Source organism: Arthrobacter sp. TJ-240 (assembly GCF_058269195.1).
In genome coordinates this window covers 218,050-244,861 of sequence record NZ_JBZCNG010000005.1, presented here as the reverse complement: position 1 = coordinate 244,861, position 26,812 = coordinate 218,050, and the positions used below count along the sequence as shown (strand labels likewise).

The following is a 26,812-nucleotide window of genomic DNA, read 5'->3' as shown; positions in this document are numbered from 1 at the left end:
CGGCCCCCGGAACACAACATCTGGTAATTACAGTGTTGTTCTTTCACCACATCTAGTTCTAGACTGGGCGTAACGGTTGCCGAGCAGGGAGGGGGGCGCATGTACTGCCCGTACTGCCGCAACCCCGACTCCCGCGTGGTGGACAGTCGCCTCGGAGACGACGGGTCGGCGATTCGCCGACGCCGCCAGTGTCCCGAGTGCGGACGCAGGTTCAGCACGGTGGAGACCACGAGCCTGAGCGTGATCAAGCGCTCGGGTGCGGGGGAGCCGTTCAGCCGCTCGAAGATCATCAACGGCGTCCGGAAGGCCTGCCAGGGTCGGCCGGTCACCGAGGACGACCTCGCGCTGCTCGCGCAGGAGGTCGAGGAGAACGTCCGTGCGAGCGGCGTCGCCGAGATCGACGCGCACGAGGTGGGGCTCGCCATCCTGGGGCCGCTGCGGAAGCTCGACCAGATCGCGTATCTGCGCTTCGCCAGCGTGTACCAGGGCTTCGAGTCGCTCGAGGACTTCGAGGCGGCCATCGACACCCTGCGGGAGCAGGCGCACGAGAACGAGCGCGTGCCGAGCGGCGCGCAACGCCCCCTGACGGCGCGGTAGCGCCCATGAGACCCCGGTGGTGGCTGCGGAGGGGAAGCCGACGCCACCACCGGTTCCACGTCCGCCCCTGACGGCAGGACGGCAGCAGACGCAGGAAGCCCGGTACGGAGACCATATCCGTACCGGGCTTCCTGCTGTGCGGGATGCGCCGTGGCCCGGGCGCTCCTGCTCAGGTCCTCGTGCTCAGGCCTTGGACGCGAAGAGCAGCGCCGCCTGCAGCGCCCCGCCGACGATTCCCGCGTGGTTCCGGAGCTCCGCCGGGATGATCGGGGTGCGCAGCTCGAGCGAGGGCAGGTACTCGCTGCTGCGCTTGGAGATGCCGCCGCCCACGATGAACAATTCGGGGGAGAAGAGGAACTCCACGTGCGAGAAGTAGCGCTGCAGGCGTACGGCGTACTCGTCCCAGTCGATGCCGTCGCGCTCGCGTGCCACGGCCGACGCCTTCGTCTCGGCGTCGTGCCCGTCGATCTCCAGGTGGCCGAGCTCGGCGTTGGGGACCAGCCTGCCGTCGAAGATGAACGCGGAGCCGATGCCCGTGCCGAGGGTGATGACCAGGACCGTGCCCATCTTGCCCTTGCCGGCGCCGTAGCGGACCTCGGCGAGCCCGGCGGCGTCGGCGTCGTTGATCACGTGCACGTCGCGGCCGAGGACCTTCGTGAACAGGGCGTCGACGTCGGTGTTCACCCAGCTCTTGTCCACGTTCGCCGCCGACCGCGCGACACCGTGCTGGATGATGGCAGGGAACGTGACACCGACGGGGACGTCGGCGGCCGGCCCTCCGGGTCGTGACGACAGCTCGGCGACGATCTGCGCGACGACGTCGGCGACCGCCTCCGGTGTGGCCGGCTTGGGTGTGGGTATGCGGTACCGCTCACCGACGATGACACCCTTCTCGAGGTCGACGATGCCGCCCTTGATGCCGGTGCCGCCGATGTCGACACCGATGACTGTTGCGGGGAGCTTCTTCGATTTCTTCTTGTCGGTGTCCTTGGCCATGATTCTCCGTCGAAGTGGGGCCGGCGCGAGCCGGAAGGGGGCAGGGTTCGGGTGGCGTGCGGGCGGTACGGGCAATGCGTGCAGTCATCGGGCAGTCATCGGGCAGGGTCCGCGGGGGCGGGCTGCACTAGGGCAGGGTCAGGATCTCCGCACCGCGGTCGGTGACAACGAGTGTGTGCTCGAACTGCGCTGTCCTCTTCCGGTCCTTCGTGACGACGGTCCAGTCGTCCGCCCACATGGTCCAGTCGATGGTGCCGAGTGTCAGCATCGGTTCGATGGTGAAGACCATGCCCGGTTCTATGACGCGGTTGTAGGCGGGGGCGGCGTCGTAGTGCGGGATGATCAGGCCCGTGTGGAACGCTTCTCCGACGCCGTGCCCGGTGAAGTCACGGACAACACCATAACCGAAGCGCTTCGCGTAGGACTGGATGGTGCGCCCGATGACGTTGATCTCCCTGCCGGGCGCCACCGCGCGGATGGCCCGGTTCAGCGACTCCTGGGTGCGCTCGACGAGGAGGCGGGACTCCTGGTCGACGTCGCCGATGCAGAACGTGTAGTTGGTGTCGCCGTGCACGCCGCCCTTGTAGGCGGTGATGTCGATGTTCAGGATGTCCCCGTCCTGGATCACCGTGGTGTCGGGGATGCCGTGGCAGATGACCTCGTTGAGGGACGAGCACAGCGACTTGGGGAAGCCGCGGTAGCCCAGGGTCGACGGGTAGGCGCCGTGGTCGAGCAGGAACTCGTGGCCGATCCGGTCGAGCTCGTCGGTGGTGACGCCGGGCGCCGCATGGCGGCCCACCTCCACGATGGCCTGCGCGGCGATCCGGCTGGCCACCCGGATCTTCTCGATGGTCTCGGGCGTCTTCACCTCCGATCCGGTGAACGGCGCCGGGGCCTTGCGGCCCACGTACTCGGGCCGGGCGATGCCCGGGGGAACAGGGCGGCGGGGTGAGACAGTGCCGGGTGTCAGCGTCCCGAGGGGGGCCGTGGCGGAGGACTGGGGCATACCCTTGATCCTATAGCGGGCCCGGGGAGACGGAGACGAGGCGTCGTCCTGAACACCCGGCTGACAGTCCGCGCAACCCTGATCCGGGAGGTCGACATGACGGAGTACTGGTACAACGTGCGGACGCACGAGGTCGAGGAGGACCGCCAGTCGGACTGGTCGCAGCTGATCGGGCCCTACGCGACCCGCGAGGAGGCGGAGAAGGCCCTCGAGAAGGTCCAGCAGCGCAACGACGCCTGGGACAAGGAGGACGACTAGCCCCTGCGGCCGGACACCCTAGAAGGTGTGCTCGGGCCCGGGGAAGGTGCCGGCGCGGACGTCGTCGGCGTAGGCACGGGCCGCGTCGGAGAGGACGGACCGCACGTCGGCGTACTGCTTCACGAACCGCGCCTGCCGTCCGCCGCGCAGGCCCGCCATGTCCTGCCAGACGAGGACCTGCCCCGTGGTCGCGGGACCGGCACCGATCCCGATCGTCGGCACCCGGACGGCGGCGTCGACCGCGCCCGCCGTCGCGGCGGGGACCATCTCCATCAGCACGCAGAACGCACCGGCCTCCGCGAGAGCCACGGCGTCGTCGATGATCCGCTGCGACGCCTCCCCGCGGCCCTGCACCCGGTAGCCGCCGAGCGCGTGCTCGCTCTGCGGGGTGAATCCGACGTGCGCCATGACGGGGATCCCGGCGCGGACGAGGGCGCGCACGGTATCCGCGTAGTCGGCCCCGCCCTCCATCTTCACCGCGTGCACGAGGCCCTCCTTGAGGAGCCGCACCGACGATTCCACGGCCTGCTGCGGCGACACCTCGTAGCTGCCGAAGGGCAGGTCGGCGACGACGAGCGCCCGCTTCGCGGCCCGGCTCACCGCACGGCTGAGGAGGATCATCTCGTCGAGCGTGATGGGCAGGGTGGTCGCGTGCCCGAGGACGTTGTTCGCCGCCGAATCACCGACGAGGAGCACCTCGATGCCGGCCTCGTCGAAGACCTGCGCCGCGTACTGGTCGTACGCCGTCAGCATCGCGAAGCGCGTCCCCTGGTCCTTGGCCTGCTGCAGGTGATGGATACGGATGCGCGTGATCGGTCTCGCGTCGGCCGGCGTGTCCGTCGGAGCCGGCGCGGTGCCCGCTCCCTCGCCGTAGGGTGCTGGCTGTTCGGCGGAAGTCATGCAACGAGACTATCGGACGGCGTCAGCGACCTCCCGCGTCGGCACCTCGCACGGGCGCCTCGCACAGCACCTCTCCCGACGGCGCACAGCGCGGCACGCCGGACCAGGGCCGCCGACGCACCGATCTTCTCCCGCGGGTCAGTAGAGTGATCACGGCAGGCGTCCGCATCCGGGCGCCCCATGCCGCGGAAGCGGCGGCACCGGACGCGCACGACGTCGGGCGCGGCCCGCCGCCTGACCGGGCGGCCGGGCGACGAGGAACGGGAAGAGGTGGTCATGGACCGGCAGCAGGAGTTCGTACTGCGCACCATCGAGGAGCGGGACGTCCGCTACGTGCGGCTGTGGTTCACCGACGTCGTCGGCTCCCTGAAATCCGTGGCACTCGCTCCGGCCGAGGTGGAAGGCGCGTTCGCCGAAGGGCTCGGCTTCGACGGGTCCTCCATCGAGGGACTCGCCCGGGTGTACGAGTCGGACATGCTGGCGCAGCCGGATCCGTCGACGTTCCAGATCCTCCCGTGGCGCGGGGAGAAGGAACAGACCTCGCGCATGTTCTGCGACATCCTGACGCCCGACGGCCGGCCCTCCACCGCCGATCCGCGCGGCGTCCTCAAGAAGACCCTGGCGAAGGCCGCCGACATGGGCTTCACCTGCTACACGCACCCCGAGATCGAGTTCTACCTCCTCAAGTCCGCCGACCTGGGCGCGGACGGCCAGCCCGTGCCCGTCGACCACGCCGGCTACTTCGACCACGTCCCCGGTGGCGTGGCCCAGGACTTCCGCAGGACCGCGGTCGCGATGCTGGAGTCCGTGGGCATCTCCGTGGAGTTCAGCCACCACGAGGCCGGGCCGGGGCAGAACGAGATCGACTTGCGGTACGCGGACGCGCTGCAGACGGCGGACAACATCATGACGTTCCGCACCATCATCAAGGAGGTCGCCCTGACCTCCGGCAGCTACGCGACCTTCATGCCCAAGCCGTTCTCCGAGCACCCCGGCTCCGGCATGCACACCCACTTCTCCCTCTTCGAAGGGGACACGAACGCGTTCTTCGAGGCCGGCGCCGAGTTCCAGCTGTCCAGGACCGCACGCCAGTTCATCGCCGGCATCCTGCGTCACGCGCCTGAGTTCACGGCCGTCACCAACCAGTTCGTGAACTCGTTCAAGCGCCTCTGGGGCGGCGGCGAGGCGCCCAGCTACCTCTCCTGGGGCCACAACAACCGCTCCGCCCTGGTCCGTGTGCCGCTCTACAAGCCCAACAAGGGACAGTCCGCACGCATCGAGTACCGCGGCATCGACTCCGCGAGCAACCCCTATCTCGCCTACTCCGTGCTCCTCGGCGCCGGTCTCAAGGGTATCGAGGAGGGCTACGAGCTCCCGCCGGCCGCCGAGGACGACGTGTGGAGCCTGACGGCCGCCGAACGCCGCGCCATGGGCCATGACCCGCTGCCAGCGAGCCTGCACGACGCCATCCGCGTGATGGAGGAGTCGGAGCTCGTGGCGGACATCCTCGGGGAGCAGGTCTTCGAGAACTTCCTGCGCAACAAGCGCGCCGAGTGGCACGACTACCGGATCCAGGTGACACCGTACGAGCTGCGCAGGAACCTCAACATCCTGTAGTGCCTGCCGGAACCGGAGCCGGAGCCGACATGGCTAGGGTTGGAGGATGAGCCTCAACCGCAAGCTGATCAGTTACGGCTTCACGGACCTCGAGAAGAGCCGGCGGTTCCTGGACGCGCCCGAACTGGTCGGGCTGAACGACGACGACCTCTTCGCCGGCCTCGCCGTGGCCGCCGACCCCGGTCTGGCGCTGCAGTCCTTCGTGCGCCTCCTGGCGGGCAGCCGGAAGGCCGTGCTGACCGTGTTCTCGGACGAGGGCCGGCGGGCACCGCTGTTCCGGCTCCTGGGAGCATCCGAGGCGCTCGGCGAGTTCCTCATGCGCCGCCCCGAGCACCTCGACGTGGTCCGGCCGGGCCCCGCGACGCCGGCCGTCGTCCTACCGGAGTACCTGAGGTCCGAGCTGTTGCTCTCCGTCGATGCCGATCCGTCGGAGGACAACCCCGTGGCCGGTGTCACCGGCCCCGACGCGTACCGCAGGCTCCGTGTGGCCTACCGGCGCCACCTGACGGACCTGGCGGTCCGCGACCTCGGCCATTGCGTGCCGGTGGACTACCTGCCCGTCGTCGCCCGCGAACTGGCGGACCTCGCCACCGCCGCGCTCGAGGCCTCCCTCGCCGTCGCCCGGGCCGAGCTGGGGCAGGTGCACGGGCCCGACGTCGTCGCGCGCGTCCGGCTGGCCGTCATCGCCATGGGCAAGTGCGGCGCACGCGAGCTCAACTACATCTCCGATGTCGACGTGATCTACGTGGTGGAGGGCGAGGACCTCGACGACACAAGCGTCACGAGGATCGGGACGGGCCTGGCCTCCGGCATGGCCCGCGGCGTCTACTCCACCGGAGCGGAGCCGGCTCTCTGGGAGGTCGACGCCAACCTCCGCCCCGAGGGCAAGGACGGCCAGCTCGTCCGCACGCTGCAGTCCCACATCTCCTACTACGAGCGCTGGGCGAAGACATGGGAGTTCCAGGCGCTCCTGAAGGCCCGCGCCGCCGCCGGCGACCCCGGGCTCGGCCGCCGGTACGAGGAGGCCATCGCCCCGTTCGTGTGGGCGTCGTCGCAGCGCGAGGGCTTCGTGGAGGCCGTCCGGGCGATGCGGCGCCGCGTCACCGACAACATCCCGCGCGAGGAGGAGGCCCGGCAGCTCAAGCTCGGACCGGGCGGGCTGCGCGACGTCGAGTTCACCGTCCAGCTGCTGCAGCTCGTGCACGGCCGGCTGGACGAGTCGCTGCGGATCCGGGACACCGTCACCGCGATCGGCGCGCTCAGTTCCGCGGGGTACATCGGCCGGTCCGACGCCCTCGACCTCGACGACGCGTACCGCTACCTGCGGGTCCTCGAGCACCGCATCCAGCTCGTGCAGATGCGTCGCACGCACCTGATGCCGGAGGACGAGAGCGCCCTGCGGGCCCTCGCCCGATCGTCCCAGGGCTGCCTGGTCACGGTGCGGCCGAGCCCGCAGAGCCTCAACGACGCGTGGCAGCGCACCCGGAAGCTCGTCCGGCGGCTCCACGAGTCCATCTTCTACCGGCCCCTGCTCAACAACGCGGCGACGCTGCGGCCCGAGGACGTCCAGCTCACGGCCGAGGCGGCGCAGGCCCGCCTCGCCGCCCTCGGCTACCTCGACCCGCGCGGCGCCATGCGCCACATCGAGGCGCTCACCGGGGGCCTGCGGCGGCGCGCGATGCTGCAGCGGCAGCTCCTGCCCATCCTCCTGGCATGGTTCGCCGACGGCGTCGATCCCGATGCCGGCCTTCTCGGCTTCCGCCGGCTCAGCGAGTCGCTGGGGGAGAGCCACTGGTACCTGGGGATGCTCCGCGATTCGAACGCGGCCGCCGAGCGACTCTGCGCCGTCCTGTCGAGCAGCCGGTTCATCGCCGACCTGCTGGAGGTGTCGCCCGAATCGACGCAGTGGCTCGGCTCCGACGCGGCGCTGGTACCCGACACGTTCGACGCGCAGTGGCAGGAGATCCAGTCGAAGATGTCCCGGCACCCCGAACCGGGGGAGGCCATCCGGCTGATCCGGCTCATCCGCCGTCGGGAGCTGCTGCGCATCGCCATCGCCGACAGCTCCCGCCTGCTGTCCCAGGCCCAGGTGGGCAGGGCCCTCGCCGATGCCGACCGCGCCGCGATCCTCGGGGCCCTGCACGTCGTCGAGAGCCAGGTGTTCGGGCAGGAGGAGCAGCTGACGCACGTCGTCGTCATGGCGATGGGACGCCAGGGCGGGCGCGAGATCACCTATGGCTCGGATGCCGACGTCATCTACGTCCACCGCCCGTTCCCGGGTGCCGACGAGGCGGCCGCGCAGAAGCAGGCGGAGGCGATCGTGGCGCGCCTGGCCGCCCTGCTCACGCAGCCGTGCAAACCGCCCGTGCTCGCGGAGCGCGTCCTCGAGATCGACGCGGCGCTGCGGCCCGAGGGCAAGCAGGGGGCGATGGTGCGGTCCATAGACTCCTACCGGGAGTACTACCGGCGCTGGTCGCTCGTGTGGGAGGCGCAGGCGCTCCTGCGGGCACGTCCGCTCGCGGGCGACGACGGGCTGGCCGCCGAGTTCCTCGAGGTGATCGACCCGGTGCGGTACCCGGAGGAGCTCGGCGAGACGGATGTCCGGGAGATCCGCCGCATCAAGGCCCGCGTGGAGTCCGAGCGGCTCCCGCGCGGCGCGGATCCGTCCCGCCACCTGAAGCTCGGCCGCGGCGCCCTGAGCGACGTCGAGTGGCTCGTGCAGCTGCTCCAGCTGCAGCACGCCCGGGCGATCCCGGCCCTGCGCGTGCAGTCAACCCTCGCCGCCCTGGACGTCATCGCCGCGGAGGGCCTGCTCCCGGTGGACGACGTCGCCCTGCTCCGCGAGAGCTGGAACCTCGCGACGCGCATCCGGGCGGCGAACGTCATCTGGAGCGGCCGCGGCTCCGACCTCCTGCCGTCGTCGCGGCGCGACCTCGAGGCAGTGGCGCGGTGGTGCGGGTACGGGCCGGACAGCGGCTCGGCGCTCGAGGAGGACTACCTCCGCATGACCCGGCGCAGCAGGGGTGTCTTCGAGCGGCACTTCTACGGGTACTGAGCGGCCCCGACGCGAACTGGCCGGTCCCGGGCCGGCCTCGTTGCCGCACACGAGCAGAACACGGCCGGACACGACGACGGCGGCCGTCCCGGATGGGAGGGCCGCCGTCGCCGGTGCTGCGGTGCTGGATGCAGCTAGACGCCGTAGTAGAGCTCGAACTCGTACGGGTTCGGGCGCAGCGAGAGCGGCTTGATCTCCATCTCGCGCTTGTACTCGATCCACGTGTCGATCAGGTCCTGCGTGAACACGTCGCCGGCCTGCAGGAACTCGTTGTCCGCCTCGAGGGCCAGGAGCGCCTCCTCGAGGGAGCCGGGAGCCTTCTGGATGTCCTTGGCCTCCTCGGCGGGCAGCTCGTAGAGGTCCTTGTCGATGGGCTCGGCTGGTTCGATGCGGTTCCTGATGCCGTCGAGGCCCGCCATGAGCTGCGCGGCGAACGCGAGGTACGGGTTCGACGACGGGTCCGGTGCCCGGAACTCGATGCGCTTGGCCTTCGGGTTCGAGCCCGTGATGGGGATGCGGATACCGGCGGAGCGGTTGCCCTGCGAGTACACCATGTTGACCGGCGCCTCGAAGCCCTTGACCAGGCGACGGTAGGAGTTCACGGTCGGGTTGGTGAAGGCGAGCACGGCGGAGGCGTGCTTGAGCAGGCCGCCGATGTACCAGCGGGCGGTGTCCGACAGTCCTGCGTAGCCGCGCTCGTCGTAGAACAGCGGCTGACCGTTGGTCCACAGCGACTGGTGGCAGTGCATGCCGGACCCGTTCTCACCGAAGACGGGCTTCGGCATGAACGTGGCCGTCTTGCCCCAGGCGTCGGAGACGTTCTTCACGATGTACTTGAACTTCTGCAGGTCGTCCGCGGCGTGCGTCATCGTCGTGAACTTGTAGTTGATCTCGGCCTGGCCGGCGCCGCCGACCTCGTGGTGCGACCGCTCGACCTCGAGGCCCGCCTTGTCGAGCTCCACGCAGATGGCGTCGCGGAGGTCGGCCTGCTTGTCCACGGGGGAGACCGGGAAGTAGCCGCCCTTGAAGGGCGTCTTGTTGCCCAGGTTGCCGCCCACTTCCTCGCGCCCGCTGTTCCAGGGGGCCTCGATGGAGTCGACCTTGTAGAAGCTGCCCTGCGGGGAGGACTCGTACTGCACGTTGTCGAAGATGAAGAACTCGGCCTCGGGTGCGAAGAACGCGGTGTCGGCGATGCCGGTCGAGGACAGGTAGGCCTCGGCCCGCTCGGCGACGCTGCGGGGGTCACGGTGGTAGGGGTCGCCCGTGCGCGGGTTGACGATCGAGAAGTTCAGCGCGAGGGTCTTCTCGGTACGGAACGGGTCAATAAACGCCGTCGTCACGTCCGGGATGAGCTGCATGTCGGATTCCGCGATGCCCTGGAAGCCTCGGATCGAGGACCCGTCGAAGAGCTGGCCGTGCACGAAGAAGTCCGCGTCGACCGACTTCGCAGGTACGTTGAAGTGCTGCTGCACCCCAGGAAGATCGGTGAACCGGACGTCGACAAACCGGATGTCTTCGTCGGCAATGAATGTGAGGACCTCGTCCGCATTCTTGAACATCGAATCATGCTCCTATCGCATGGCTGGTGAAAGACCCGGCGCCAGCGCGTGTCCCTGCTCCGCACGGTGGTCCCGAGCTCTGACAGGTGGAACGCTGCCGCCGACTCGTCCCCACTGTAGGAGCGGGCAGTTTCTCGCTGGTGTCGCCTTTGTTTCGGGGACGTTACGTGAGAAGGACTGCGCTCTCCACCCTAGCGCGTCCCGACGGGCGGAGGCATAATGCGGGCCGGTCCCTGCCGGTACGCTGGAGGGGTGGTGAACAGGAATGATGTGGGCTCATGGATGGAAGGCCCGCCGCCGTCGGGCGGCCAGGACTGGCCCGGCCAGCGGCTCGGCCGGCCCGCCGCGGGCCCGGGATCCCTGGCGCGCTTCGGGCCCCGGGCGGGAGCGCTCCTCATCGACTGGATCATCTGCTCCCTGATCTCGGCCGCCTTCTTCGGCTACGACGGCTTCGCGACCCTGTACATCTTCCTCGTGGAACAGGTGCTGTTCGTGGGGTTCTTCGGTTACAGCATCGGTCACAGGTTCCTGCGGATGCAGGTGCAGACGCTCGACGGGCGGCCGGCCGGCTTCCTGACGGCCCTCATCCGCAGCGTCCTCCTGTGCCTGGTCATCCCCCCGCTCGTGATCGACGCCGATCAGCGCGGCCTCCACGACCGGGCGCGCGGCACGGGCCTGTTCCGCATCTAGGCGGTACGCACCTGAACATCCGGGCATACGTACCTGAACACAGAACGAGCCCCTTCCGATGCGGGAGGGGCTCGTCGTGTGTCCGGACGGAGACGTGTCCGGGGGCGGGGACCGGCCATCCGTGAGGTGTGCGGTCGGCGTCCGCGGGCTTCAGCGTCCGCGCATGGCCTTGCGGTCCGGGCGGGCCTTGAAGGGATCCACGCCCTTCGGGATCGGGAGCTTGGTGCCGAGCGCGCTCAGCCGCTTGTCGACGGCGTGGACCTCCTGCTTCGTCAGCGTCTTCTTGAGCTTCTGTACGGCCTTCGGCACCTTGGCGAGCGGGACCTGGCGGTCATCACGGCCCGTCTCGATGACGTGGACGGGGACGTTCGGGATGATGCGTGCCATCTTGCGCCTCTCCCCGTCGATCAGCTGCTTCACGCGCGACGACGGCCCCTCGGAGACGAGGATGACGCCCGGCCGGCCGATGACCCGGAACACCGCGTCCTGCGTGCGCGGGTTGACGGCCACCGGCTGCTCCTGCAGGATCCAGCCGCGGCGCAGCACGCTGAGGGCCGCGCCGGCGGCGCCGGGCTTGCCCTCGATTTGGGAGAACGCAGCGCGCTCCGCCCTCCGCGACAGGATGAAGATCGCGGCGAGGAACGCGAGCGGGATCGCGATGATCATCAGGGTGATGACGTTGCCGATCAGCAGACCGATCAGCAGGCCCAGGGCGATGATGCCGATGAAGGCCAGCAGCATGAACCAGACGGCGCTCGGATCGTTGCGCCGGGTCATCTGGAAGACCTGGGCGATCTGCTTCATCCGGCCGGTCTTCTTCGGTCCCTTCCCGGCTTTCGGCTTGCGCGAGAAAAGCCGGCGTCTGGGCGGGGGACCTGAAGGATCGATCATGTGCGACATAGTGCTTCGATTCTACGGGATAGCTGATGCACGCCCTCCGGTCCGGACGGACGACGGCGCGCCCCGCCGTCGTCCGCCTGTCGCCTGCCCTGCCTCAGCCCGCGAGGAGGGAGGATGCCTCCTGGGACGCCGATCCGGAGTCGTCGAGGTGTGCGAGCTCCGGCGGGAGCTCGAGGCCCTTCTTCCGCATGGCGCGGGCCCAGAGGCGGCCGGCACGGTAGGAGGAGCGCACGAGAGGGCCGCTCATGACGCCGAGGAAGCCGATCTCCTCCGCCTCCTCGCTGAGCTCGACGAACTCGCCGGGCTTGACCCAGCGGTCCACGGGGAGGTGGCGCTCGCTCGGCCGGAGGTACTGCGTGATCGTGATGAGGTCGCACCCTGCCGCGTGCAGGTCCCGCAGGGCCTCCGAGATCTCCTCGCGCGTCTCGCCCATGCCGAGGATGAGGTTGGACTTCGTGACCATCCCGAGGTCGCGGCCCTGCGTGATCACGTCGAGGGAGCGGTCGTAGCGGAACGCGGGGCGGATGCGCTTGAAGATGCGCGGCACCGTCTCGACGTTGTGCGCGAAGACCTCCGGGGCGGCGTCGCAGATCGCTGCGATGTGCTCCGGGCGCCCGGAGAAGTCGGGGATGAGGATCTCCACGCCGGTGCCCGGGTTCATGCTGTGGATCTGGCGGATGGTCTCCGCGTACAGCCAGACACCCTCGTCGGGGAGGTCGTCGCGGGCGACACCGGTGACGGTGGCGTAGCGCAGGTTCATCGATTGCACGGACTGCGCCACCTTGAACGGCTCGCTCCTGTCCAGCGGCTGCGGCTTGCCGGTGTCGATCTGGCAGAAGTCGCAGCGCCTCGTGCATTCGGAGCCGCCGATGAGGAAGGTCGCTTCGCGGTCCTCCCAGCACTCGAAGATGTTGGGGCAGCCCGCTTCCTCGCAGACGGTGTGCAGCCCTTCCTTCTTGACGAGGTTCTTCATCGCCACGAACTCGGGACCGATGTTGACCTTCGCCTTGATCCAGTCCGGCTTGCGCTCCACCGGTGTCTCGGCATTGCGCGCCTCGATGCGCAGCAGGCGGCGACCCTCGGGTGCAAGGCTCACAGTAAGGCTCCTTCTGACGGGGTGTGCTGGGCCGGGCCGGTCGGTCCGGCAGTGGCGATGCCTGCCGGGGGCGAGTCGGTCCCGACGCCGCCCACGAGCACTGCCTCATTCTCGCGCAGTCCCGCCTCGATCAGCGACACGAGCTCATCCGGCGTCACCGTCCGTCCGCACTCGGCGGAGATGGAGGTCACCCCGGCGTCGCTGATTCCGCACGGCACGATCTGCTGGAACGGGGCCAGGTCGTTGCTGCAGTTGACCGCGAAACCGTGCATCGTGACGCGGTCCTTCACCCGGATGCCGATCGCCGCGATCTTCCGTGCGGGCCGTCCGCCGGCCGCGGCGAGCCACACGCCGGACCGGCCGTCGATCCGGATGCCGTCGATCTCGAAGCGGCGCAGCGCGACGATGATGATCTCCTCGAGGGTGTGGACGTACTCGGCGACGCGCGCAGGATCGCGGAGTGCGAGGATCGGATACCCGACCAGTTGCCCCGGCCCGTGCCAGGTCAGCTTCCCTCCGCGGTCCACGGGCACGACGGGGGTCCCGTTAAAGGGCCGTTCGTGGTCCTCTGTGCGTTTACCCGCCGTGTAGACGGCGGTGTGTTCGAGGAGGAGCACGGTGCTGGGCGCGGAGCCGAGGACCACCTGCTCGTGCAGGGACTTCTGCATCTCCCAGCCCTGCGTGTACTCGACGAAGTCCGGAGCGAGGCCGACGCGCGACAGCACAAGAGTCATGGGGCAAGCCTAGTCCTGTCCGCCGACACCTCCTGCCGGGACGGCGCTTGCACATCCTGCTGTGACGCCGTCGGAGGCCGTGTCAGCGGCCTCGGGGGTCGGCAGATCGAAGGTCGCGCCGAGTCTCACCAGTCGCCAGCCGCTGCCGGCGCTTCTGACCTCGAAATGCAGGATGGGCGAGACGGGGTTGGACTGGGCCTGGAATCTCCAGAAGTCCGCCCTGAGCCCGCGGCTGGGCGGGTGGTCCTCGGGGTGGCGGGGTTCGACGGGAAGGGCCCGCCAGGTGGACCAGTGGAGGCTCTCCCCGACGACCCGCCAGAGCGATCCCCGCCAGCGGAGGGCGAGGGGCTGCGGTCCGCTGCTGGCGGCACCGAAGGTCACGGCGACCGGCTCGTTCAACGGCCGCCAGCCGCCGGCCGCACTCGATGGATCGATGGTCATGGCACACCTGTTCCGCGGGGATCTGGGACCTTAAAATTAGAACACGTGTTCTAGCAACGCAAGCAGTTCTCCGTCGACGACCGATCGGGGTGTGGATAACGGGAGGGCGGCCGCCCGCGTGGCCTAGAACTGATGCATGAGTGAGGTCACGCGATCACCGCATGCCGGGGAGGACCGGACGACGCCCTCGGTCGGAGCAGGGTCCGCGCCTGGGTCCGCGCCCGGGTCCGCGCCGATGCCCGAGGATCCTCCGGAGGCCGCGGACAGGCCTTCCGTCGCGGGCCTGCGCGTCGGAAGGCTCCTGGGGCGCGGCGGCTCCTCCAACGTATGGCTCGTGACCGACGACGCCGAGCGACCTTTGGCGCTGAAGGTGGCGCGGGCACGGCGCCCGGGGGACGATGCGGTTCACTCCGGGCCGGTGCCGGACGGGCGGCGACGTGGGCGGCGGGCCGCCGCTCCCGGGGGCCCTGCATCACCGTCCGGAGCGCCTGAATCCCTTCCCGGTCCCGCTGGTCGCGGTGAGGACCGGTCCGTGGCGGCGGAGGCACTGCCGCGACAGGAGGCGCCGGGCGGCAGTGCGGGGGGCATGGAGCAGGAACTCCGCCTCCTGCAGCGGTTCGCGCACGAGCACCTGCTCAGGGTGCACCGGGTCGTCGACACGGACCGCGGGCCCGGCCTCCTGATGGACCTGGCCAAGGGAGGATCCCTGCTGGGCCTCGTGACGAGCCGCGGTCCACTCCCCATCCCGGAGGTCGTGACGGCGCTGGTCCCCGTAGCGCAGGCGCTCGACTCCCTGCACGGCGCCGGTGCGCTGCACGGCGACGTGACGCCCGCCAACGTCCTCTTCACCGAGGAGGGGAAGCCGCTGCTCGGCGACTTCGGGACAGGGAGGGTGCTCGGATCGGCACCGGGTGCCGTCGCGGGTACACCGGGTTTCCTCGACCCGGCACGGCGGCGCTCCTTCGACGCGGGAGCGGACGTGTTCGCCCTGGCCGCCGTGGCATGGTTCGCGCTGACCGGGCGCGTTCCCGGTCCCACGGAGCAGAGACCGCCGCTCGCCCTCATCGTGCCGGAGGTGCCACCACAGCTCGTGCAGCTCATCGAGGACGGGCTCGACGCCGACCGGGACCGCCGCCCGACCGCCGACCAGTTCGCCCGCACGCTGCTGGCGAGCGCCGTGCCGGCACCGGTGGACCTGGTGTCCTCGGTCCACGCCAGTGTCCTGCCCGAGTTGCTCACACGCCGTGCCGACCTCCCGGGTGCAGGCATGTCGCGGTGGCAACGGGTGACCCGCCGGGTGGCGTTCCCGAGGACGGGACCCGCCGGTGTCCCGTCCGCTGTGCGGCCCGGCAGGTCCCCGGGCCGCGAGGTCCGCCGCGGTGACCCCCGGCCCGGTCCCCGCCGTGACCGTCGCGACGGAAGGGCACGGAAGGCGGTTCCGGACGGACGGCGGGCGCGTGGCGCGGTCGCGGTGATCGCCGGGCTGGTGGCCGTCGTGCTCCTCGTCGCAGGGATCGTGCTCACCCTCGACGGGACGGGTGCATCGCGGGCGCTGTCCGGAGGCTTAGTGCCCACGGGGCAGGGCGACGGGAGGGGACCGGAGGACCTGATGCAGGGCGGGGTGCCGGACCCGGTACCGGACGGGGCAGCCGGCGGGGGCGCGCCGCCCGCCGATGCTCCGCCGACCGAGGATCGGGTGACCGACCCTGTGACTGCGCTGGGCCGACTCGCGGCTCGTCGTGCGACGGCGTTCGGGACGGCGGACCCCGTGGTCCTCGCAGACGTGGACGCTGCGGGGTCACCGGCGATGAGCGCGGATCTCGACGCCGTGGCAGCGCTCGCCGACACGGGCAGGGTGCTCCGGGACCTCTCGATCGACATCCGGGATGCCGTGGCGCTGACCGGCGCGGATATCGCGGGACTGCCGGAGGTCGGATCCCTCCCGGCAGTGGCTGCGCCGCCCGAGGGCACCGAGGTGGCCGTCGTCCGGGCGACGGCGGCCCTCTCCGCCTACACGGAGACGGCGGTGGGATCACTGCCGTCGGATACCGGACCGGCCCCGCTCACGGCCGCCGGGCAGCAGGAGCTCCTCTTCGTCCTCTGGCGGACGGAGCCCGGCTGGCGGATCCACTCCGTCGTGTCGCCACCCGGGTGACAGCGCGGGCGTGACCACGGGGGGCACGAGGACGACGGAGGTACCTGCACGCTCCGGGCGGCAGCACGTCCACCGTCCCGGAACCGGACCGGCGGCCAGGCGACAGGCCGCGGTCCGGTGCCGGGACGGCGGTGGCGCGGTCGGTCAGGCGGTGGCGCGCTGCGTGACGCTGCGGTGCACCCAGTCGGCGAGCGCCTCGGGAGTCGGCTCGTCGAAGGCGAAGCCGGCGCCCGTCAGCGCGCGCGGTTCCATGCGGGCGCTCGTGAGGAGGAGCTCCTGGCCGAGCTGCCCGATCACGGCGGTGAGGACGGCACCGGGGACGCGGAACCAGACCGGCCGGTGGAAGGCCCTGCCGAGCTGCAGCGTGATCGTGTCCAGGGTCGCCGGTGCCGGGGCGCTGACGTTGACCGGACCGGACAGGGGTGCGGTGAGGAGGAACTCGAGGGCACGGACCTCGTCGTTCAGGCTGATCCACGGCCACCACTGGCGCCCGGAGCCGAGGGCCGTCCCGGCGAAGAGACGAATCGGGATCAGCAGGTTGGGCAGGGCCCCGCCTTCCTTCGCCATCACGATGCCGGTCCGCGTCAGCACCACCCGGACGCCCTCGGGCGCGCGGAGTGCTTCCGCTTCCCAGCGCCGGCAGATGTCCGCCATGAGGGTGTCACCGGACGACGACCCCTCGGTCAGCAGTTCGTCCCCGCGGTCCCCGTAGTAGCCGGACGCCGATTGGCTGATGAAGACGGTGGGCGGGTCCGATGCCCGGCGCATCGCCTCGACGAGCGTCCTGGTCGGCATGATGCGGGACGCGTAGAGCGTCTCCTTGTAGCTCCTGGTCCAGAGACCGCCGGCGATGCCCGCCCCTGAGAGGTTGATGACGGCGTCCGCCCATTCCACGGCGGCGACGTCGAGCTCGCCGGCCGAGGGATTCCAGCGGACCTGCCCGGGGCCCTTGGGCGCCCTGCGGACGAGCCGCCTGACCTCGTGGTCCTGCTCGAGATGGCGGGTGAGGGCTGTTCCGATGGTCCCGGACGCGCCGGCGAGGAGGATGCGCATGGAACCATCGAACCACCTGCGACCCGCGAAGGGTACCGGAGGGGTGCGTCACCGGCCGGACGGCGGACCCGCCCCGCGCGAGGAGCACGCCGTTTCCCATCCCGGGGGACGGCGTGAGATGGCGCGGCCCCGCCGGGTAGGGGGCGCGCGGCGCGCACCCCGGCAGCAATGGTGCCGTGGCTAAGATCGACGGATGCGCTCCGATTATCTCCGCTTCCCGCACCTCCACGGCGATCGCATCGCCTTCGTCGCCGAGAATGACGTCTGGGTGGCCCCCCTCGGCGGAGGACGCGCATGGCGTATCTCCGCGCTGCAGCTCGCCGCGAGGAGCCCCCGTTTCTCGCCCGACGGGTCGACCCTGGCGTGGACCGTGGTCCAGGGAGGGGCACCCGAGGTGGTCGCCGCCGACGTCGAGGGCGGGAACTTCCGCCGGCTCACGTACTGGGGCCACCAGAGCACGCGCGTGAAGGGATTCACCGCGGCCGGCGAGGTGCTGGCCACGAGCGCCTTCCGGCACGAGGACGCGCGGCTGGGATGGGCCTACCGCGTACCGCTCGATGGATCGTCGCAGACGGTTCTTCCCTACGGTCCCGTGGATGCGATCGCCGAGAGCCCTGCCGTCGGTGGCAGCAGGCCGCTGCTCATCGGCAGCGTCCTCACCCGGGAGCCGGCGTGGTGGAAGCGCTATCGCGGCGGGACGGCCGGCAAGTTCTGGCTGGACGCCGACGGGAGCGGGGACTTCCGGAGGTTCCTGCCCGAGCTCGACGGCAACCTGAGCGACCCGATGTGGGTCGCCGGTCGCGTGGCCTTCCTCTCCGACCACGAGGGCCACGGCAACCTCTACTCCGTCGACCGCCTCGGCGGCGACCTGCGCAGGCACACGGACCATGACGACTTCTACGTCCGCCATGCGAGCACCGACGGCACCGGGATCGTCTTCGAGTCGGCGGGCCGCCTCTGGCACCTGCCGTCGCTCGACGCGGAGGCCGTGCGGCTGGACATCACGCTCGGCTCCGCGTCCACCGCCCGCCGGCCGTTGCCCCTCCCGGTGAGCCGGCACCTCGCCGCCGCCGTGCCGACCGCCGACGGTTCCGCGTCCATCGTCGAGACGCACGGGACTCTCCACTGGCTGACCCACCGTGACGGACCGTCGCGCATCGTCGAGGCCGTGCCCGGCGTGCGGGCACGCCTCGGCCGCCCCATGGACAGCTCCCGCGTCGCGTACGTCGCGGACCTGGACGGCGAGGAAGCCCTCTACGTCCGGGACGTCTTCGCCCACGTCCCCGGCGGAGGACAGGCGGACGCAGCGGACCGGGACGGCGGGGCCCGGCACGCAGTGCCGACCGGGCAGACCGGGCACGCAGTACCGACCGGGCAGACCGGGCAGCACGGGCCACAGGGGGGCCCGGAGGCGGACGGGGAGGCCGCGGTGCTCCAGGCCCAGGCATCCGGGACCGTCGCGGACCTTCAGCGCATCGGGTTCGAGGGCCGCTTCCGCGCCTCCGCGCTCGCCGTCAGCCCGGACGGCACCCGTGCCGCGGTGGCATCGGAGACTGGTGCCCTGGAGCTCGTGACCCTCGCCGGCGGCGAGCGCCGGCGGATCGCGTCCACGGAGCACGGGCCGATCGACTCCGTCATCTTCTCGCACGACTCCGCCTGGCTGGCCTGGGCCGAGCCCGTGGCGCAGGAAGGGACACGCAGCCGTATCCGCCTCGTCGACGTCACGGCGGGAGGGTCCACCGAGATCCACGCCGTCACCGACGGGCGGTTCCGCGACTGGTCGCCGGCATTCACCCGCGACGGCAGATACCTCGCGTTCCTCTCGGACCGCAGCTTCGACCCCGTCTACGACACCCACCGCTTCGACCTCAGTTTCCCGGCCTCGACCAAGCCCTACCTCGTAGCGCTCGCCGCAGCCACGCCGTCACCCTTCGGGCCCAGCGCCGCGGGCACGCGAACCGCGGAGGCGCCGCCCGACGTACGCGGGACGGCGGACGGCGCCCCGGATGCCGGAGCGCCCGTCGTCGTCGATCCTGCCCTCCTGATGGCGCGCACGATCGCGTTGCCGGTCGCCCAGGGCACCTACGACCACCTGCGCACGGTGGACGGTGGCCTGCTCTGGAGCGCCGGCGAGATCGGGGGCGTCACGGGGGACGGACGCGCGTCGTCCTCCGCCGAGGCGCCGCCCCGACGGCTCGAGCGCTTCGATGTCGCCCGCAGGACCGTGGAGGTCCTGGCGACGGAACTCGATGCCTACGAGGTCAGCGGGGACGGCACGACGGCGGTGGTGAGGGCAGGCGGGAAGGTCACGGCGATCCCGACCGACGGCAGGACCGACGCCGACTCCCCGAAGCGAACGGAGGTGGCCCTCGAGCGCATCCGTGTGACCCTCGACCCGGTCAGCGTGTGGCGGCAGGCGTTCGAGGAGGCCTGGCGGCTGCAGCGCGACTTCTTCTGGACCGAGGACATGGCGGGCGTCGACTGGGACGGCGTGAGGGAGCGGTACCTGCCGATCGTCGACCGGCTCGGCTCGCACGACGACCTCGCCGACCTGCTGTGGGAGCTGCACGGTGAACTCGGCACGTCCCACGCCTACGTGGCACCCGCGCTCACCACCGAGCCGGGGGGCCGCCAGGGCTTCCTCGGTGCCGACCTGGCGCCTGCTGACGACGGGTGGCGCGTCACACGGGTCTTCGACACGGAGCCCTCCGACCCGCAGGCGGTCTCGCCCCTCAGCGCCCCGGGCGTCGGGGTCCGGGCAGGTGACGTCATCGAGGCGGTCGACGGGGTCCCGGTGCCGGCTGCCTTCGGCCCGTCCGTCCTCCTGACGGGGGCGGCAGGGATCGCGGTCGAGCTCACGGTCCGCTCCAGGAGCGACTCCGCCAACGGACCCGAGGGGTCCCGCCGCCGCGTCGCCGTGGTCCCGCTCCGCAGCGAGGAGCGCCTGCGCTACCAGAACTGGGTCGCGGCGAACAGGGCGGCCGTCCAGCAGGCCTCCGACGGCCGGTTCGGTTACCTCCACATCCCCGACATGGTCGCCCACGGCTGGGGCCAGCTGCACCGCGACCTCGACCGCGAGACCGCGCGGGACGCCCTCGTGGTCGACGTCCGCCGTAATCGGGGCGGCCACACCTCGCAGCTCGTGGCCGAACTCATCGGACGGCGCGTCACGGCGTGGTCCATGCCGCGCGGCGAGGCACCTGGCACCTACCCGGCGCACGCCCCCCGAGGGCCCGTGGTCGTCCTCACCGACGAGTTCGCAGGGTCCGACGGCGACATCATCACGCAGGTCGCGAAGCTGCGGGGGATCGGACCGGTCATCGGTACGAGGACATGGGGCGGGGTCGTGGGGATCGACGGGCGGTTCACGCTCGCGGACGGCACCGGCGTCAACCAGCCGAGGTACGGCTTCCACGTGACGGGCGGCGTCGGCTGGGGTATCGAGAACCACGGGGTGGACCCGGACATCGAGGTGCCGTTCCCCCCGCACGCCTACCGCGCCGGCGAGGACCCGCAGCTCGATCGGGGAGTGGCGGTGCTGCGGGAGATGCTCGCCGGGATCCCCATGGACGTGCCCCCCGCGAAGGAGGGCTACCCGTCCCGCCGGCCCGCGCCGCTGCCGGCGCGACCGCAGGATCTGCGGGACTGATCATGCCCCACCGGCCCTCCGCGACGGAGCCCTGATCTGCGGGCGCGTCCGGTCGGATGACCCTGACGCGAAGGAGGGCCCCGGACGATGTCCGGGGCCCTCCTTCCTCTGCGGCATGTCTCGGCCGGGTCGGCTCAGCCGTGCAGCGTCGCCGTCAGTGAGATGTCCTTGACGGCCGCAAGGGCCTGCGAGACGGGGCAGCCCTCCTTGGCGGCCTGAGCCACGCGCTGGAAGTCCTCCTCGGACAGGTCCGGGACCGTCGCATCGAGCGTGAGCCGGATGGCGGTGATGCCCGTGCCCGGCTGGAAGTCGACCTCGGCCTTGGTCTCCACGCGCTCGGGAGTCCTGCCCTCCTCACCGAGGGCGGCGCTGAACGCCATGGAGAAGCACGCCGAATGGGCGGCAGCGATCAGCTCCTCGGGGCTCGTCTTGCCGCCCGACTGCTCGGCGCGCGCCTTCCACGTGACGTCGTAGGTGCCGAGACCGGACGAATCGAGCGTCACCTGGCCCGAGCCGGAGGGGAGGTCCCCACTCCAGACGGTATGGGCTGTACGAACGGTAGCCATGGTTCTCCTTGCTGTCGGACGGACGCGGCGATCGCACCCGTGTCCCCATCCTAGGGAGGGCCACCGCCGAGTTCCATCGGGCCCCGGAGGGGTTGCGCACCGGCATCGACGTGGGCGGGAATCCGGTGTGCCCGGACGCACAGGAGCCGCTCCCCTCGCGGGGCGCGGCTCCTGGTGGGGCGGTGCGGTACCGCTTGCGGTACGGGTGCTACAGGCCGAGGTCCGCCTCGAACGCGCCGCCCTCGAGCCGCGCCTTGAGCGTCTGCAGGAAGCGGCCCGCGTCGGCGCCGTCCACGAGGCGGTGGTCGTAGGTCAGGCTGAGGTACATCATCGACCGGATGGCGATGGTGTCGTCGCCGTCGACGCCCGTGATCACCACGGGGCGCTTGACGATGATGCCCGTGCCCAGGATGCCGACCTGGGGCTGGTTGATGATCGGGGTGTCGAAGAGTGCCCCGGCGGATCCGATGTTCGTGATCGTGAAGGTACCGCCCGAGAGCTCGTCGGGGCCGATCTGGCCGTTGCGGGTGCGCGCACCCACGTCGGCGATCTTCTTCGCGAGGCCGCCGAGGTTCAGGGTGCCTGCGTCCTTGATCACGGGAACCAGGAGCCCCTTCTCGGTGTCGACCGCGATGGCGAGGTGCTCGGCGTCGTGGTACGTGACCTCCTTCTTCTCCTCGTCGAAGGACGCGTTCAGCTTCGGGTGCTGCTTCAGCGCCTCGGTGACGGCCTTCGAGATGAAGGGGAGGAAGGTGAGCTTCGCGCCGTTCTGCGCCTGGAAGGAGTCCTTCGAGGCGGTCCGCAGCTTCGCGATGCGGGTCATGTCCACCTCGATGACCTGCGTGAGCTGCGCGGAGACCTCGAGGGACTCGCGCATGCGCTTGGCGATGGTCTGGCGGATGCGCGGGGCCTTCTCGACCGTGCCGCGCAGCTTCGAGGGCTCGACCGCGGGAGCGGCGGGCCTCGATGACGCTGCCGGCGCTGCCGGTGCAGGGGCCGAGGGGGCTGCCTGCGGTGCGGCTGCCGGAGCTGCCTGCTCTGCCTTGCGGGCCTCGGCGGCCTCGAGGACGTCCTGCTTGCGGATGCGTCCACCGACGCCGGTGCCCTTGACCGTCGCGAGGTCGACGTCGTTCTGGTTCGCCAGGCGGCGGACGAGCGGCGTCACGTACGAGGTGTCCGAGCCTGCGGAGCCGTCCGACTGTGCGGATTCCTGCGGTGCGGATTCCTGGGCTGCGGGCTTCTGCTCGGCGGGTGCCGGGGCGCCACTGGCGTCGTCGTCGGTCTCGGACGTGCCCGAGGCGCGGCCTGCTTCCTTGTCGGCACCGGGCTTCTCGGTCGGGGCGTCGCTGCGTTCCTCGGCGGGCGCGGCCACGAGGGGCTCCCCGGAGGCGGCTTCGACCTTCCTCGGGGCGTCCGCCCCGGAGCCGATCACGGCGAGGACGGCGCCGACCTCGGCGGTCTCGTCCTCGTTCACCCGGATCTCCTGCAGCTTGCCCGCCACGGGGGAGGGGATCTCGGTGTCGACCTTGTCGGTGGAGACCTCGAGCAGGGGCTCGTCGACCTCGACGTCGTCGCCCACGGCCTTGAGCCAGCGCGTGACGGTGCCCTCGGTCACGCTCTCGCCCAGGGCGGGGAGGGTGACCTCGGTGCCCTCGGAGGAGTCCCCGGAGTCACCGGACCCACCGGGCGCGTCGCTGGACTGCTCGGACCCGCTCGCGGCGGGGGCGGCGGGGGCCTCGTCCGCGACGTCCGGCTCGGGAGCCGTCTCCTCCGCGGCGGGAACCGCGGTGCCGGAGTCGCTGTCGTCCGAGCCGCCGCCGGAACCGTCGCCGATCCGCACGAGCGGGGCGCCGACCTCGGCGGTCTCGTCCTCGGCCACCAGGATCTCCTCGATGACCCCCGCGATGGGCGAGGGGATCTCGGTGTCGACCTTGTCGGTGGACACCTCGAGCAGGGGCTCGTCGACCTCGACGCGGTCCCCGACGGCCTTCAGCCAGCGGGTGACAGTGCCTTCGGTGACGCTTTCACCGAGAGCGGGCAAGTTCACGGATTCAGACATAATGCGCCCGTTTCTCCTTCGTAGATCATTCCTTGGCAGCTGGTCGACGAGCGTGGCCCGCTCAGCTGGACGTGCTTTGAATTCCTGCTCCCGAGCTTAGTCCACGCCCTCATGGCGTGGACCGGGCTCTTCGGTGACACCCGGGCTCCCGCCTCAGCCGTGCAGCGGCTTGCCGGCGAGGGCGAGGTGGGCCTCGCCGAGGGCCTCGTTCTGGGTCGGGTGTGCGTGGATGAGCGGGGCGACGTCCTCGGGGTACGCCTCCCAGTTGACGATGAGCTGCGCCTCGCCGATCTGCTCTCCCATCCGGCTGCCGAGCATGTGGACGCCGACGATGGGGCCGTCCTTCTCGCGGACGAGCTTGACGATGCCGCCCGTGCCGATGATGGAGCTCTTGCCGTTCCCGGCGAGGTTGTACTCGTGGGTCTCGACGCGGTCGTCGCCGAACTTCTCGCGGGCGGCCTTCTCGGTGTAGCCGACGGAGGCGATCTCGGGATCGCTGTAGGTGACCTTGGGGATGTTGATGTCGGCGACGACGACGGGCTTGAGGCCGGCGATCTCCTCCGCCACGAAGATGCCCTGCTGGAAGCCGCGGTGGGCGAGCTGCAGGCCGGGGACGATGTCGCCGATCGCGTAGATGGTGCCGACGCCGGTGTGGAGGCGCTCGTCGGTGATGACGAAGCCGCGGTCCATGGTGAGGCCGGCCTCCTCGTAGCCGAGGTTCTGCGTCACGGGTCCACGACCGACGGCGACGAGCATGAGGTCCGCCTCGAAGGTCTTGCCGTCCTCGAGGGTGACCACGACGCCGTCGTCGTTCTGCTGGACGGCCTTGAAACGCGTGCCGGTGTTGAACTTGATGCCGCGCTTCTTGAACGCCCGCTCGAAGTTCTTCACGATCGAGGCGTCCTCGTTGGGAACGAGGGAGGGGAGGGCCTCGATGATGGTGACGTCCACGCCGAAGGACTTCCACACGGATGCGAACTCGCAGCCGATGACGCCGCCGCCGAGGATGATTGCGGTCTTTGGGACGAAGTCCATCGTCAGGGCCTGGTCGGAGGTGATGACCTTGCCGCCGATCTCCAGGCCGGGGAGGCTGCGGGAGAAGGACCCCGTGGCGAGGACGATGTGCTTGCCGGTGTAGACGGTGCCGTCGACGTCGATGGTGTTCTGCGAGGCGAGCCGGCCGGCGCCCTCGATGACGGTGATGCCCTTGGACTTGATGAGGCCCTGCAGTCCGCGGTACTTGCCGGCGATGATGCCGTCCTTGTAGGCGTTGACCGCTGCCATGTCGATCGACTCGAAGCTGGCCTTCACACCGTACTTCTCGGAGTCCCGGGCGCCGTCGGCGATCTCCGCCGAGTGCAGGAGGGCTTTGGTGGGGATGCAGCCGTTGTGGAGGCAGGTGCCGCCGAGCTTGCCCTTCTCGATGAGTCCCACCGTGAAGCCCAGCTGTACCGCGCGGAGGGCCGCAGCGTACCCGCCGCTGCCTCCACCGAGTACCAGGATGTCGAATTCTTGCGCAGTTGCCGCTTCGGCCACTTGAACGCTCCCTCGCGTGGTCTGTCGACGCGCACGGCGCGTCGATGGATGGATCGGTTGCTGATGCGGTCGCGGTGCGGCCCTCAGGTGCTGATGCTCTCGTTTTTCACCCTATCCCCACAGGGGGCCGTCATCCACCCGAACACCATGTCGTGTACGCCATAGTGTCCGGATGTGCGCAGAGTCACGTGCCTGCTGTCGGCCGTCTGCTGTCGGCTGCGGGCGGGGACGCGATCGGGGCGATCTGGCGATCGGGGGCACCGTGCCCGGCACGGTGCCCCCGATAGCGCTAGAGGGCGCGGGCGAGGACGTCCTCGACGTAGGCGAGCAGCGTGCGCACGCCGACGCCCGTCCCGGCCTTCGGCGTGTAGCCGTAGGGCGCGCCCTCGTTGAACGCGGGTCCGGCGATGTCGAGGTGCGCCCACGGGATCTTCTCGCCGTCGACCTGGCCCACGAATTCGCGGAGGAACACCGCGGCGGTCATCATGCCGCCGTTCCGCTCGCCGATGTTGGCGATGTCCGCGACCTGCGACTCGAGGCTCGGGCGCAGCTCCTCGGGCAGCGGCATCGGCCAGAACTGCTCACCGGCGCGGTCGGCGGCAGCCTTCACGGCGTCGCGCACGCCGTCGTCGCCCATGACGCCCGAGACCCGCGTGCCGAGGGCGATCATCTGCGCGCCCGTGAGCGTCGCGATGTCGATGATCGCATCGGGCGACTCCTCGCTCGCGGCGGCGAGACCGTCGGCCATGACGAGGCGGCCCTCGGCGTCCGTGTTCAGCACCTCGACGGTGCGACCGCCGTAGATCGACAGCACGTCCTCGGGGCGCTGCGCGGAGCCCGACGGCATGTTCTCGGCGAGGCAGAGCCATGCCGTGACCTTCGCGGGGAGGCCGAGCTCGGCGACGGCGAGGAGCGTGGTCAGGACGGCGGCGGCACCCGCCATGTCCAGTTTCATGGTCTGCATGCCGGCGGCGGGCTTGAGCGAGAGCCCGCCCGAGTCGAACGTGATGCCCTTGCCCACGAGGGCGAGGTGCACGGCGGACTTCGCGGGGGAGTACTCGACCTTCACCATGCGCGGCGGACGGGACGATCCCTTGCCGACGCCGAGGATGCCCCCGTAGCCGTCGCGCTCGAGGCGCTTCTCGTCCATCACGGTGATCTTCACCGGGAGGCCGCGCGAGAGGTCCTTGGCGGCCTGCGCGAACGTCTCGGGGTACAGGTGGCTCGGCGGCTGGTTCACGAGCGAGCGCGTGGCGTTGACGTTCTTGCCGAGGATGACGGAGCGCCGCAGCGCCGGGGCGAGGTCGGCGTCGTCGGCCACGCTCGTGTGCACGACGACGTTCCGGACCGCGTCCTTGTCCTTGGCGGGGGCGACGGTGCCGTCCGGCTTCAGGCCGGACTTGTGGCCCTCGTAGCTGTAGGCGCCGAACGCGGCCCCCTCGGCGACGGCGGTCGCGGCGTCCACGGTCTCGGCGGGCAGGGCCAGGACGACCGTGTCGAGGCCGGTCAGGTGGCGGACCGCGGCACCCGCGGCGCGGCGCAGCGTCTCCGGCTCGAGCGCGTCGCCCGGCGTGGCGGGGCCGACGCCGGTCAGCACGAGCGAATCGGCGCCGGTCTCCGGGAGGCCGGGCAGTCGACGCACCTCGTCGGCGGCACCGGTGATCCCGAGGACCTGGAGGCTGTCGCCCAGCGCGCGCGCCGCCTTCGGGGGCAGAGGGCTCTCGAGCAGGACCGGCCCGTCCGTCCCCTTCGCCACCGCGATCACGAGGGCGTCACTGGGGATCTTCCTGAGCTCCGCGGCGGAAGCGGTCAGGTGTAGTTCGGTCGTCTTGATCACGGAATCTGTCTCCTCGTGTCCGGCTGGGTGGTCCAGATGCATTGCTCTTGGTCACCGGTATCTGGTGGTCCGGGAACCGTCCTGACGATCGTAGTCCGTGCGCCCGGT

General features: G+C 70.7%; 20 protein-coding genes. 7 read left to right on the top strand and 13 right to left on the bottom strand.

Annotated elements, in window-relative coordinates; translation table 11 throughout:
* Window positions 1-99: 99 nt before the first annotated feature.
* A complete protein-coding gene (gene nrdR / locus AC4D2C_RS14075) occupies window positions 100-597 on the top strand; it encodes a transcriptional regulator NrdR (RefSeq protein ID WP_490906383.1) in 498 nt (165 codons plus the stop codon).
* Window positions 598-780: 183 nt separating this feature from the next.
* Here the strand turns inward: nrdR and ppgK are convergent, their stop codons facing one another.
* Entirely contained in the window at window positions 781-1,593 is an 813-nt protein-coding gene (ppgK, locus tag AC4D2C_RS14070; protein WP_490906382.1) for a polyphosphate--glucose phosphotransferase, read from the bottom strand.
* 127 nt (window positions 1,594-1,720) lie between these two features.
* The gene (gene map, locus AC4D2C_RS14065) at window positions 1,721-2,599 is read right to left on the bottom strand and encodes a type I methionyl aminopeptidase (protein WP_490915487.1); all 879 of its coding nucleotides are present in this window, start codon (window positions 2,597-2,599) and stop codon (window positions 1,721-1,723) included.
* A gap of 96 nt (window positions 2,600-2,695) precedes the next feature.
* Here map and AC4D2C_RS14060 point away from each other — a divergent pair, with 96 nt between their 5' ends.
* A complete protein-coding gene (locus tag AC4D2C_RS14060) occupies window positions 2,696-2,857 on the top strand; it encodes an SPOR domain-containing protein (RefSeq protein ID WP_334209484.1) in 162 nt (53 codons plus the stop codon).
* Window positions 2,858-2,875: 18 nt separating this feature from the next.
* Here AC4D2C_RS14060 and panB read toward each other — a convergent pair whose 3' ends face one another.
* Window positions 2,876-3,757: a 3-methyl-2-oxobutanoate hydroxymethyltransferase gene (gene panB, locus AC4D2C_RS14055; RefSeq protein ID WP_490915486.1), complete on the bottom strand. Its 882-nt coding sequence runs from the start codon at window positions 3,755-3,757 to the stop codon at window positions 2,876-2,878.
* Window positions 3,758-4,033: 276 nt separating this feature from the next.
* On the opposite strand from panB, the gene glnA (AC4D2C_RS14050) reads away from it, so the two are divergent.
* Window positions 4,034-5,374, top strand: coding sequence for a type I glutamate--ammonia ligase (gene glnA, locus AC4D2C_RS14050; RefSeq protein ID WP_490906515.1), 1,341 nt, complete (start codon window positions 4,034-4,036; stop codon window positions 5,372-5,374).
* A gap of 46 nt (window positions 5,375-5,420) precedes the next feature.
* Window positions 5,421-8,429: a bifunctional [glutamine synthetase] adenylyltransferase/[glutamine synthetase]-adenylyl-L-tyrosine phosphorylase gene (locus AC4D2C_RS14045; protein WP_490915485.1), complete on the top strand. Its 3,009-nt coding sequence runs from the start codon at window positions 5,421-5,423 to the stop codon at window positions 8,427-8,429.
* A gap of 134 nt (window positions 8,430-8,563) precedes the next feature.
* On the opposite strand, the gene glnA (AC4D2C_RS14040) is transcribed toward AC4D2C_RS14045, so the two are convergent.
* Window positions 8,564-9,988, bottom strand: a complete 1,425-nt coding sequence (gene glnA, locus AC4D2C_RS14040) for a type I glutamate--ammonia ligase (protein WP_490915484.1) — start codon at window positions 9,986-9,988, stop codon at window positions 8,564-8,566.
* Between the two features lie 252 nt (window positions 9,989-10,240).
* Between glnA (AC4D2C_RS14040) and AC4D2C_RS14035 the strand changes: the two genes are divergently transcribed.
* On the top strand, window positions 10,241-10,678 hold the full coding sequence (locus tag AC4D2C_RS14035) for an RDD family protein (protein ID WP_490906377.1): 438 nt from the start codon (window positions 10,241-10,243) through the stop codon (window positions 10,676-10,678).
* 150 nt (window positions 10,679-10,828) lie between these two features.
* On the opposite strand, the gene AC4D2C_RS14030 is transcribed toward AC4D2C_RS14035, so the two are convergent.
* The 4 genes from AC4D2C_RS14030 to AC4D2C_RS14015 all read right to left on the bottom strand — a co-directional run bounded on the left by AC4D2C_RS14030 (window position 10,829) and on the right by AC4D2C_RS14015 (window position 13,849).
* Window positions 10,829-11,578, bottom strand: coding sequence for a DUF4191 domain-containing protein (locus tag AC4D2C_RS14030; RefSeq protein ID WP_490915483.1), 750 nt, complete (start codon window positions 11,576-11,578; stop codon window positions 10,829-10,831).
* A 94-nt stretch (window positions 11,579-11,672) separates the two neighbouring features.
* Window positions 11,673-12,674, bottom strand: a complete 1,002-nt coding sequence (lipA, locus tag AC4D2C_RS14025) for a lipoyl synthase (RefSeq protein ID WP_490906374.1) — start codon at window positions 12,672-12,674, stop codon at window positions 11,673-11,675.
* Window positions 12,671-13,408, bottom strand: coding sequence for a lipoyl(octanoyl) transferase LipB (gene lipB / locus AC4D2C_RS14020; RefSeq protein WP_490915482.1), 738 nt, complete (start codon window positions 13,406-13,408; stop codon window positions 12,671-12,673). The genes lipA and lipB overlap by 4 nt, the downstream gene beginning before the upstream one ends.
* Window positions 13,409-13,417: 9 nt before the next feature.
* Entirely contained in the window at window positions 13,418-13,849 is a 432-nt protein-coding gene (locus AC4D2C_RS14015; RefSeq protein ID WP_490915481.1) for a hypothetical protein, read from the bottom strand.
* Between the two features lie 136 nt (window positions 13,850-13,985).
* Here AC4D2C_RS14015 and AC4D2C_RS14010 point away from each other — a divergent pair, with 136 nt between their 5' ends.
* Window positions 13,986-16,004 carry a serine/threonine-protein kinase gene (locus AC4D2C_RS14010; protein ID WP_490915480.1) on the top strand — a complete coding sequence of 673 codons (2,019 nt, stop codon included), beginning with the start codon at window positions 13,986-13,988 and terminating at the stop codon, window positions 16,002-16,004.
* A 144-nt stretch (window positions 16,005-16,148) separates the two neighbouring features.
* Here AC4D2C_RS14010 and AC4D2C_RS14005 read toward each other — a convergent pair whose 3' ends face one another.
* On the bottom strand, window positions 16,149-17,057 hold the full coding sequence (locus AC4D2C_RS14005; protein ID WP_490915479.1) for a TIGR01777 family oxidoreductase: 909 nt from the start codon (window positions 17,055-17,057) through the stop codon (window positions 16,149-16,151).
* 193 nt (window positions 17,058-17,250) lie between these two features.
* Here AC4D2C_RS14005 and AC4D2C_RS14000 point away from each other — a divergent pair, with 193 nt between their 5' ends.
* Window positions 17,251-20,706 carry a S41 family peptidase gene (locus tag AC4D2C_RS14000; protein ID WP_490915478.1) on the top strand — a complete coding sequence of 1,152 codons (3,456 nt, stop codon included), beginning with the start codon at window positions 17,251-17,253 and terminating at the stop codon, window positions 20,704-20,706.
* Window positions 20,707-20,840: 134 nt separating this feature from the next.
* On the opposite strand, the gene AC4D2C_RS13995 is transcribed toward AC4D2C_RS14000, so the two are convergent.
* The 4 genes from AC4D2C_RS13995 to AC4D2C_RS13980 all read right to left on the bottom strand — a co-directional run bounded on the left by AC4D2C_RS13995 (window position 20,841) and on the right by AC4D2C_RS13980 (window position 26,704).
* Window positions 20,841-21,272, bottom strand: a complete 432-nt coding sequence (locus AC4D2C_RS13995) for an OsmC family protein (protein WP_490906366.1) — start codon at window positions 21,270-21,272, stop codon at window positions 20,841-20,843.
* A gap of 208 nt (window positions 21,273-21,480) precedes the next feature.
* Window positions 21,481-23,331, bottom strand: a complete 1,851-nt coding sequence (gene sucB / locus AC4D2C_RS13990; protein ID WP_490915477.1) for a 2-oxoglutarate dehydrogenase, E2 component, dihydrolipoamide succinyltransferase — start codon at window positions 23,329-23,331, stop codon at window positions 21,481-21,483.
* Window positions 23,332-23,484: 153 nt separating this feature from the next.
* Window positions 23,485-24,867, bottom strand: coding sequence for a dihydrolipoyl dehydrogenase (lpdA, locus tag AC4D2C_RS13985; protein WP_490915476.1), 1,383 nt, complete (start codon window positions 24,865-24,867; stop codon window positions 23,485-23,487).
* Window positions 24,868-25,156: 289 nt separating this feature from the next.
* Window positions 25,157-26,704 carry a leucyl aminopeptidase gene (locus AC4D2C_RS13980; RefSeq protein ID WP_490915475.1) on the bottom strand — a complete coding sequence of 516 codons (1,548 nt, stop codon included), beginning with the start codon at window positions 26,702-26,704 and terminating at the stop codon, window positions 25,157-25,159.
* Between the last annotated feature and the right edge of the window lie 108 nt (window positions 26,705-26,812).

Bases quoted from the DNA above. Each gene is read 5' to 3' on its own strand.
- AC4D2C_RS14030 (WP_490915483.1), bottom strand. From the start codon at position 11,578: ATGTCGCACATGATCGATCCTTCAGGTCCCCCGCCCAGACGCCGGCTT.
- AC4D2C_RS14060 (WP_334209484.1), top strand. From the start codon at position 2,696: ATGACGGAGTACTGGTACAACGTGCGGACGCACGAGGTCGAGGAGGAC.
- AC4D2C_RS14010 (WP_490915480.1), top strand. From the start codon at position 13,986: ATGAGTGAGGTCACGCGATCACCGCATGCCGGGGAGGACCGGACGACG.
- glnA (WP_490915484.1), bottom strand. From the start codon at position 9,988: ATGTTCAAGAATGCGGACGAGGTCCTCACATTCATTGCCGACGAAGAC.
- lipB (WP_490915482.1), bottom strand. From the start codon at position 13,408: ATGACTCTTGTGCTGTCGCGCGTCGGCCTCGCTCCGGACTTCGTCGAG.
- AC4D2C_RS14005 (WP_490915479.1), bottom strand. From the start codon at position 17,057: ATGCGCATCCTCCTCGCCGGCGCGTCCGGGACCATCGGAACAGCCCTC.
- panB (WP_490915486.1), bottom strand. From the start codon at position 3,757: ATGACTTCCGCCGAACAGCCAGCACCCTACGGCGAGGGAGCGGGCACC.
- AC4D2C_RS13995 (WP_490906366.1), bottom strand. From the start codon at position 21,272: ATGGCTACCGTTCGTACAGCCCATACCGTCTGGAGTGGGGACCTCCCC.
- AC4D2C_RS14015 (WP_490915481.1), bottom strand. From the start codon at position 13,849: ATGACCATCGATCCATCGAGTGCGGCCGGCGGCTGGCGGCCGTTGAAC.
- nrdR (WP_490906383.1), top strand. From the start codon at position 100: ATGTACTGCCCGTACTGCCGCAACCCCGACTCCCGCGTGGTGGACAGT.
- sucB (WP_490915477.1), bottom strand. From the start codon at position 23,331: ATGTCTGAATCCGTGAACTTGCCCGCTCTCGGTGAAAGCGTCACCGAA.
- AC4D2C_RS14000 (WP_490915478.1), top strand. From the start codon at position 17,251: ATGCGCTCCGATTATCTCCGCTTCCCGCACCTCCACGGCGATCGCATC.
- AC4D2C_RS14045 (WP_490915485.1), top strand. From the start codon at position 5,421: ATGAGCCTCAACCGCAAGCTGATCAGTTACGGCTTCACGGACCTCGAG.
- ppgK (WP_490906382.1), bottom strand. From the start codon at position 1,593: ATGGCCAAGGACACCGACAAGAAGAAATCGAAGAAGCTCCCCGCAACA.
- glnA (WP_490906515.1), top strand. From the start codon at position 4,034: ATGGACCGGCAGCAGGAGTTCGTACTGCGCACCATCGAGGAGCGGGAC.
- map (WP_490915487.1), bottom strand. From the start codon at position 2,599: ATGCCCCAGTCCTCCGCCACGGCCCCCCTCGGGACGCTGACACCCGGC.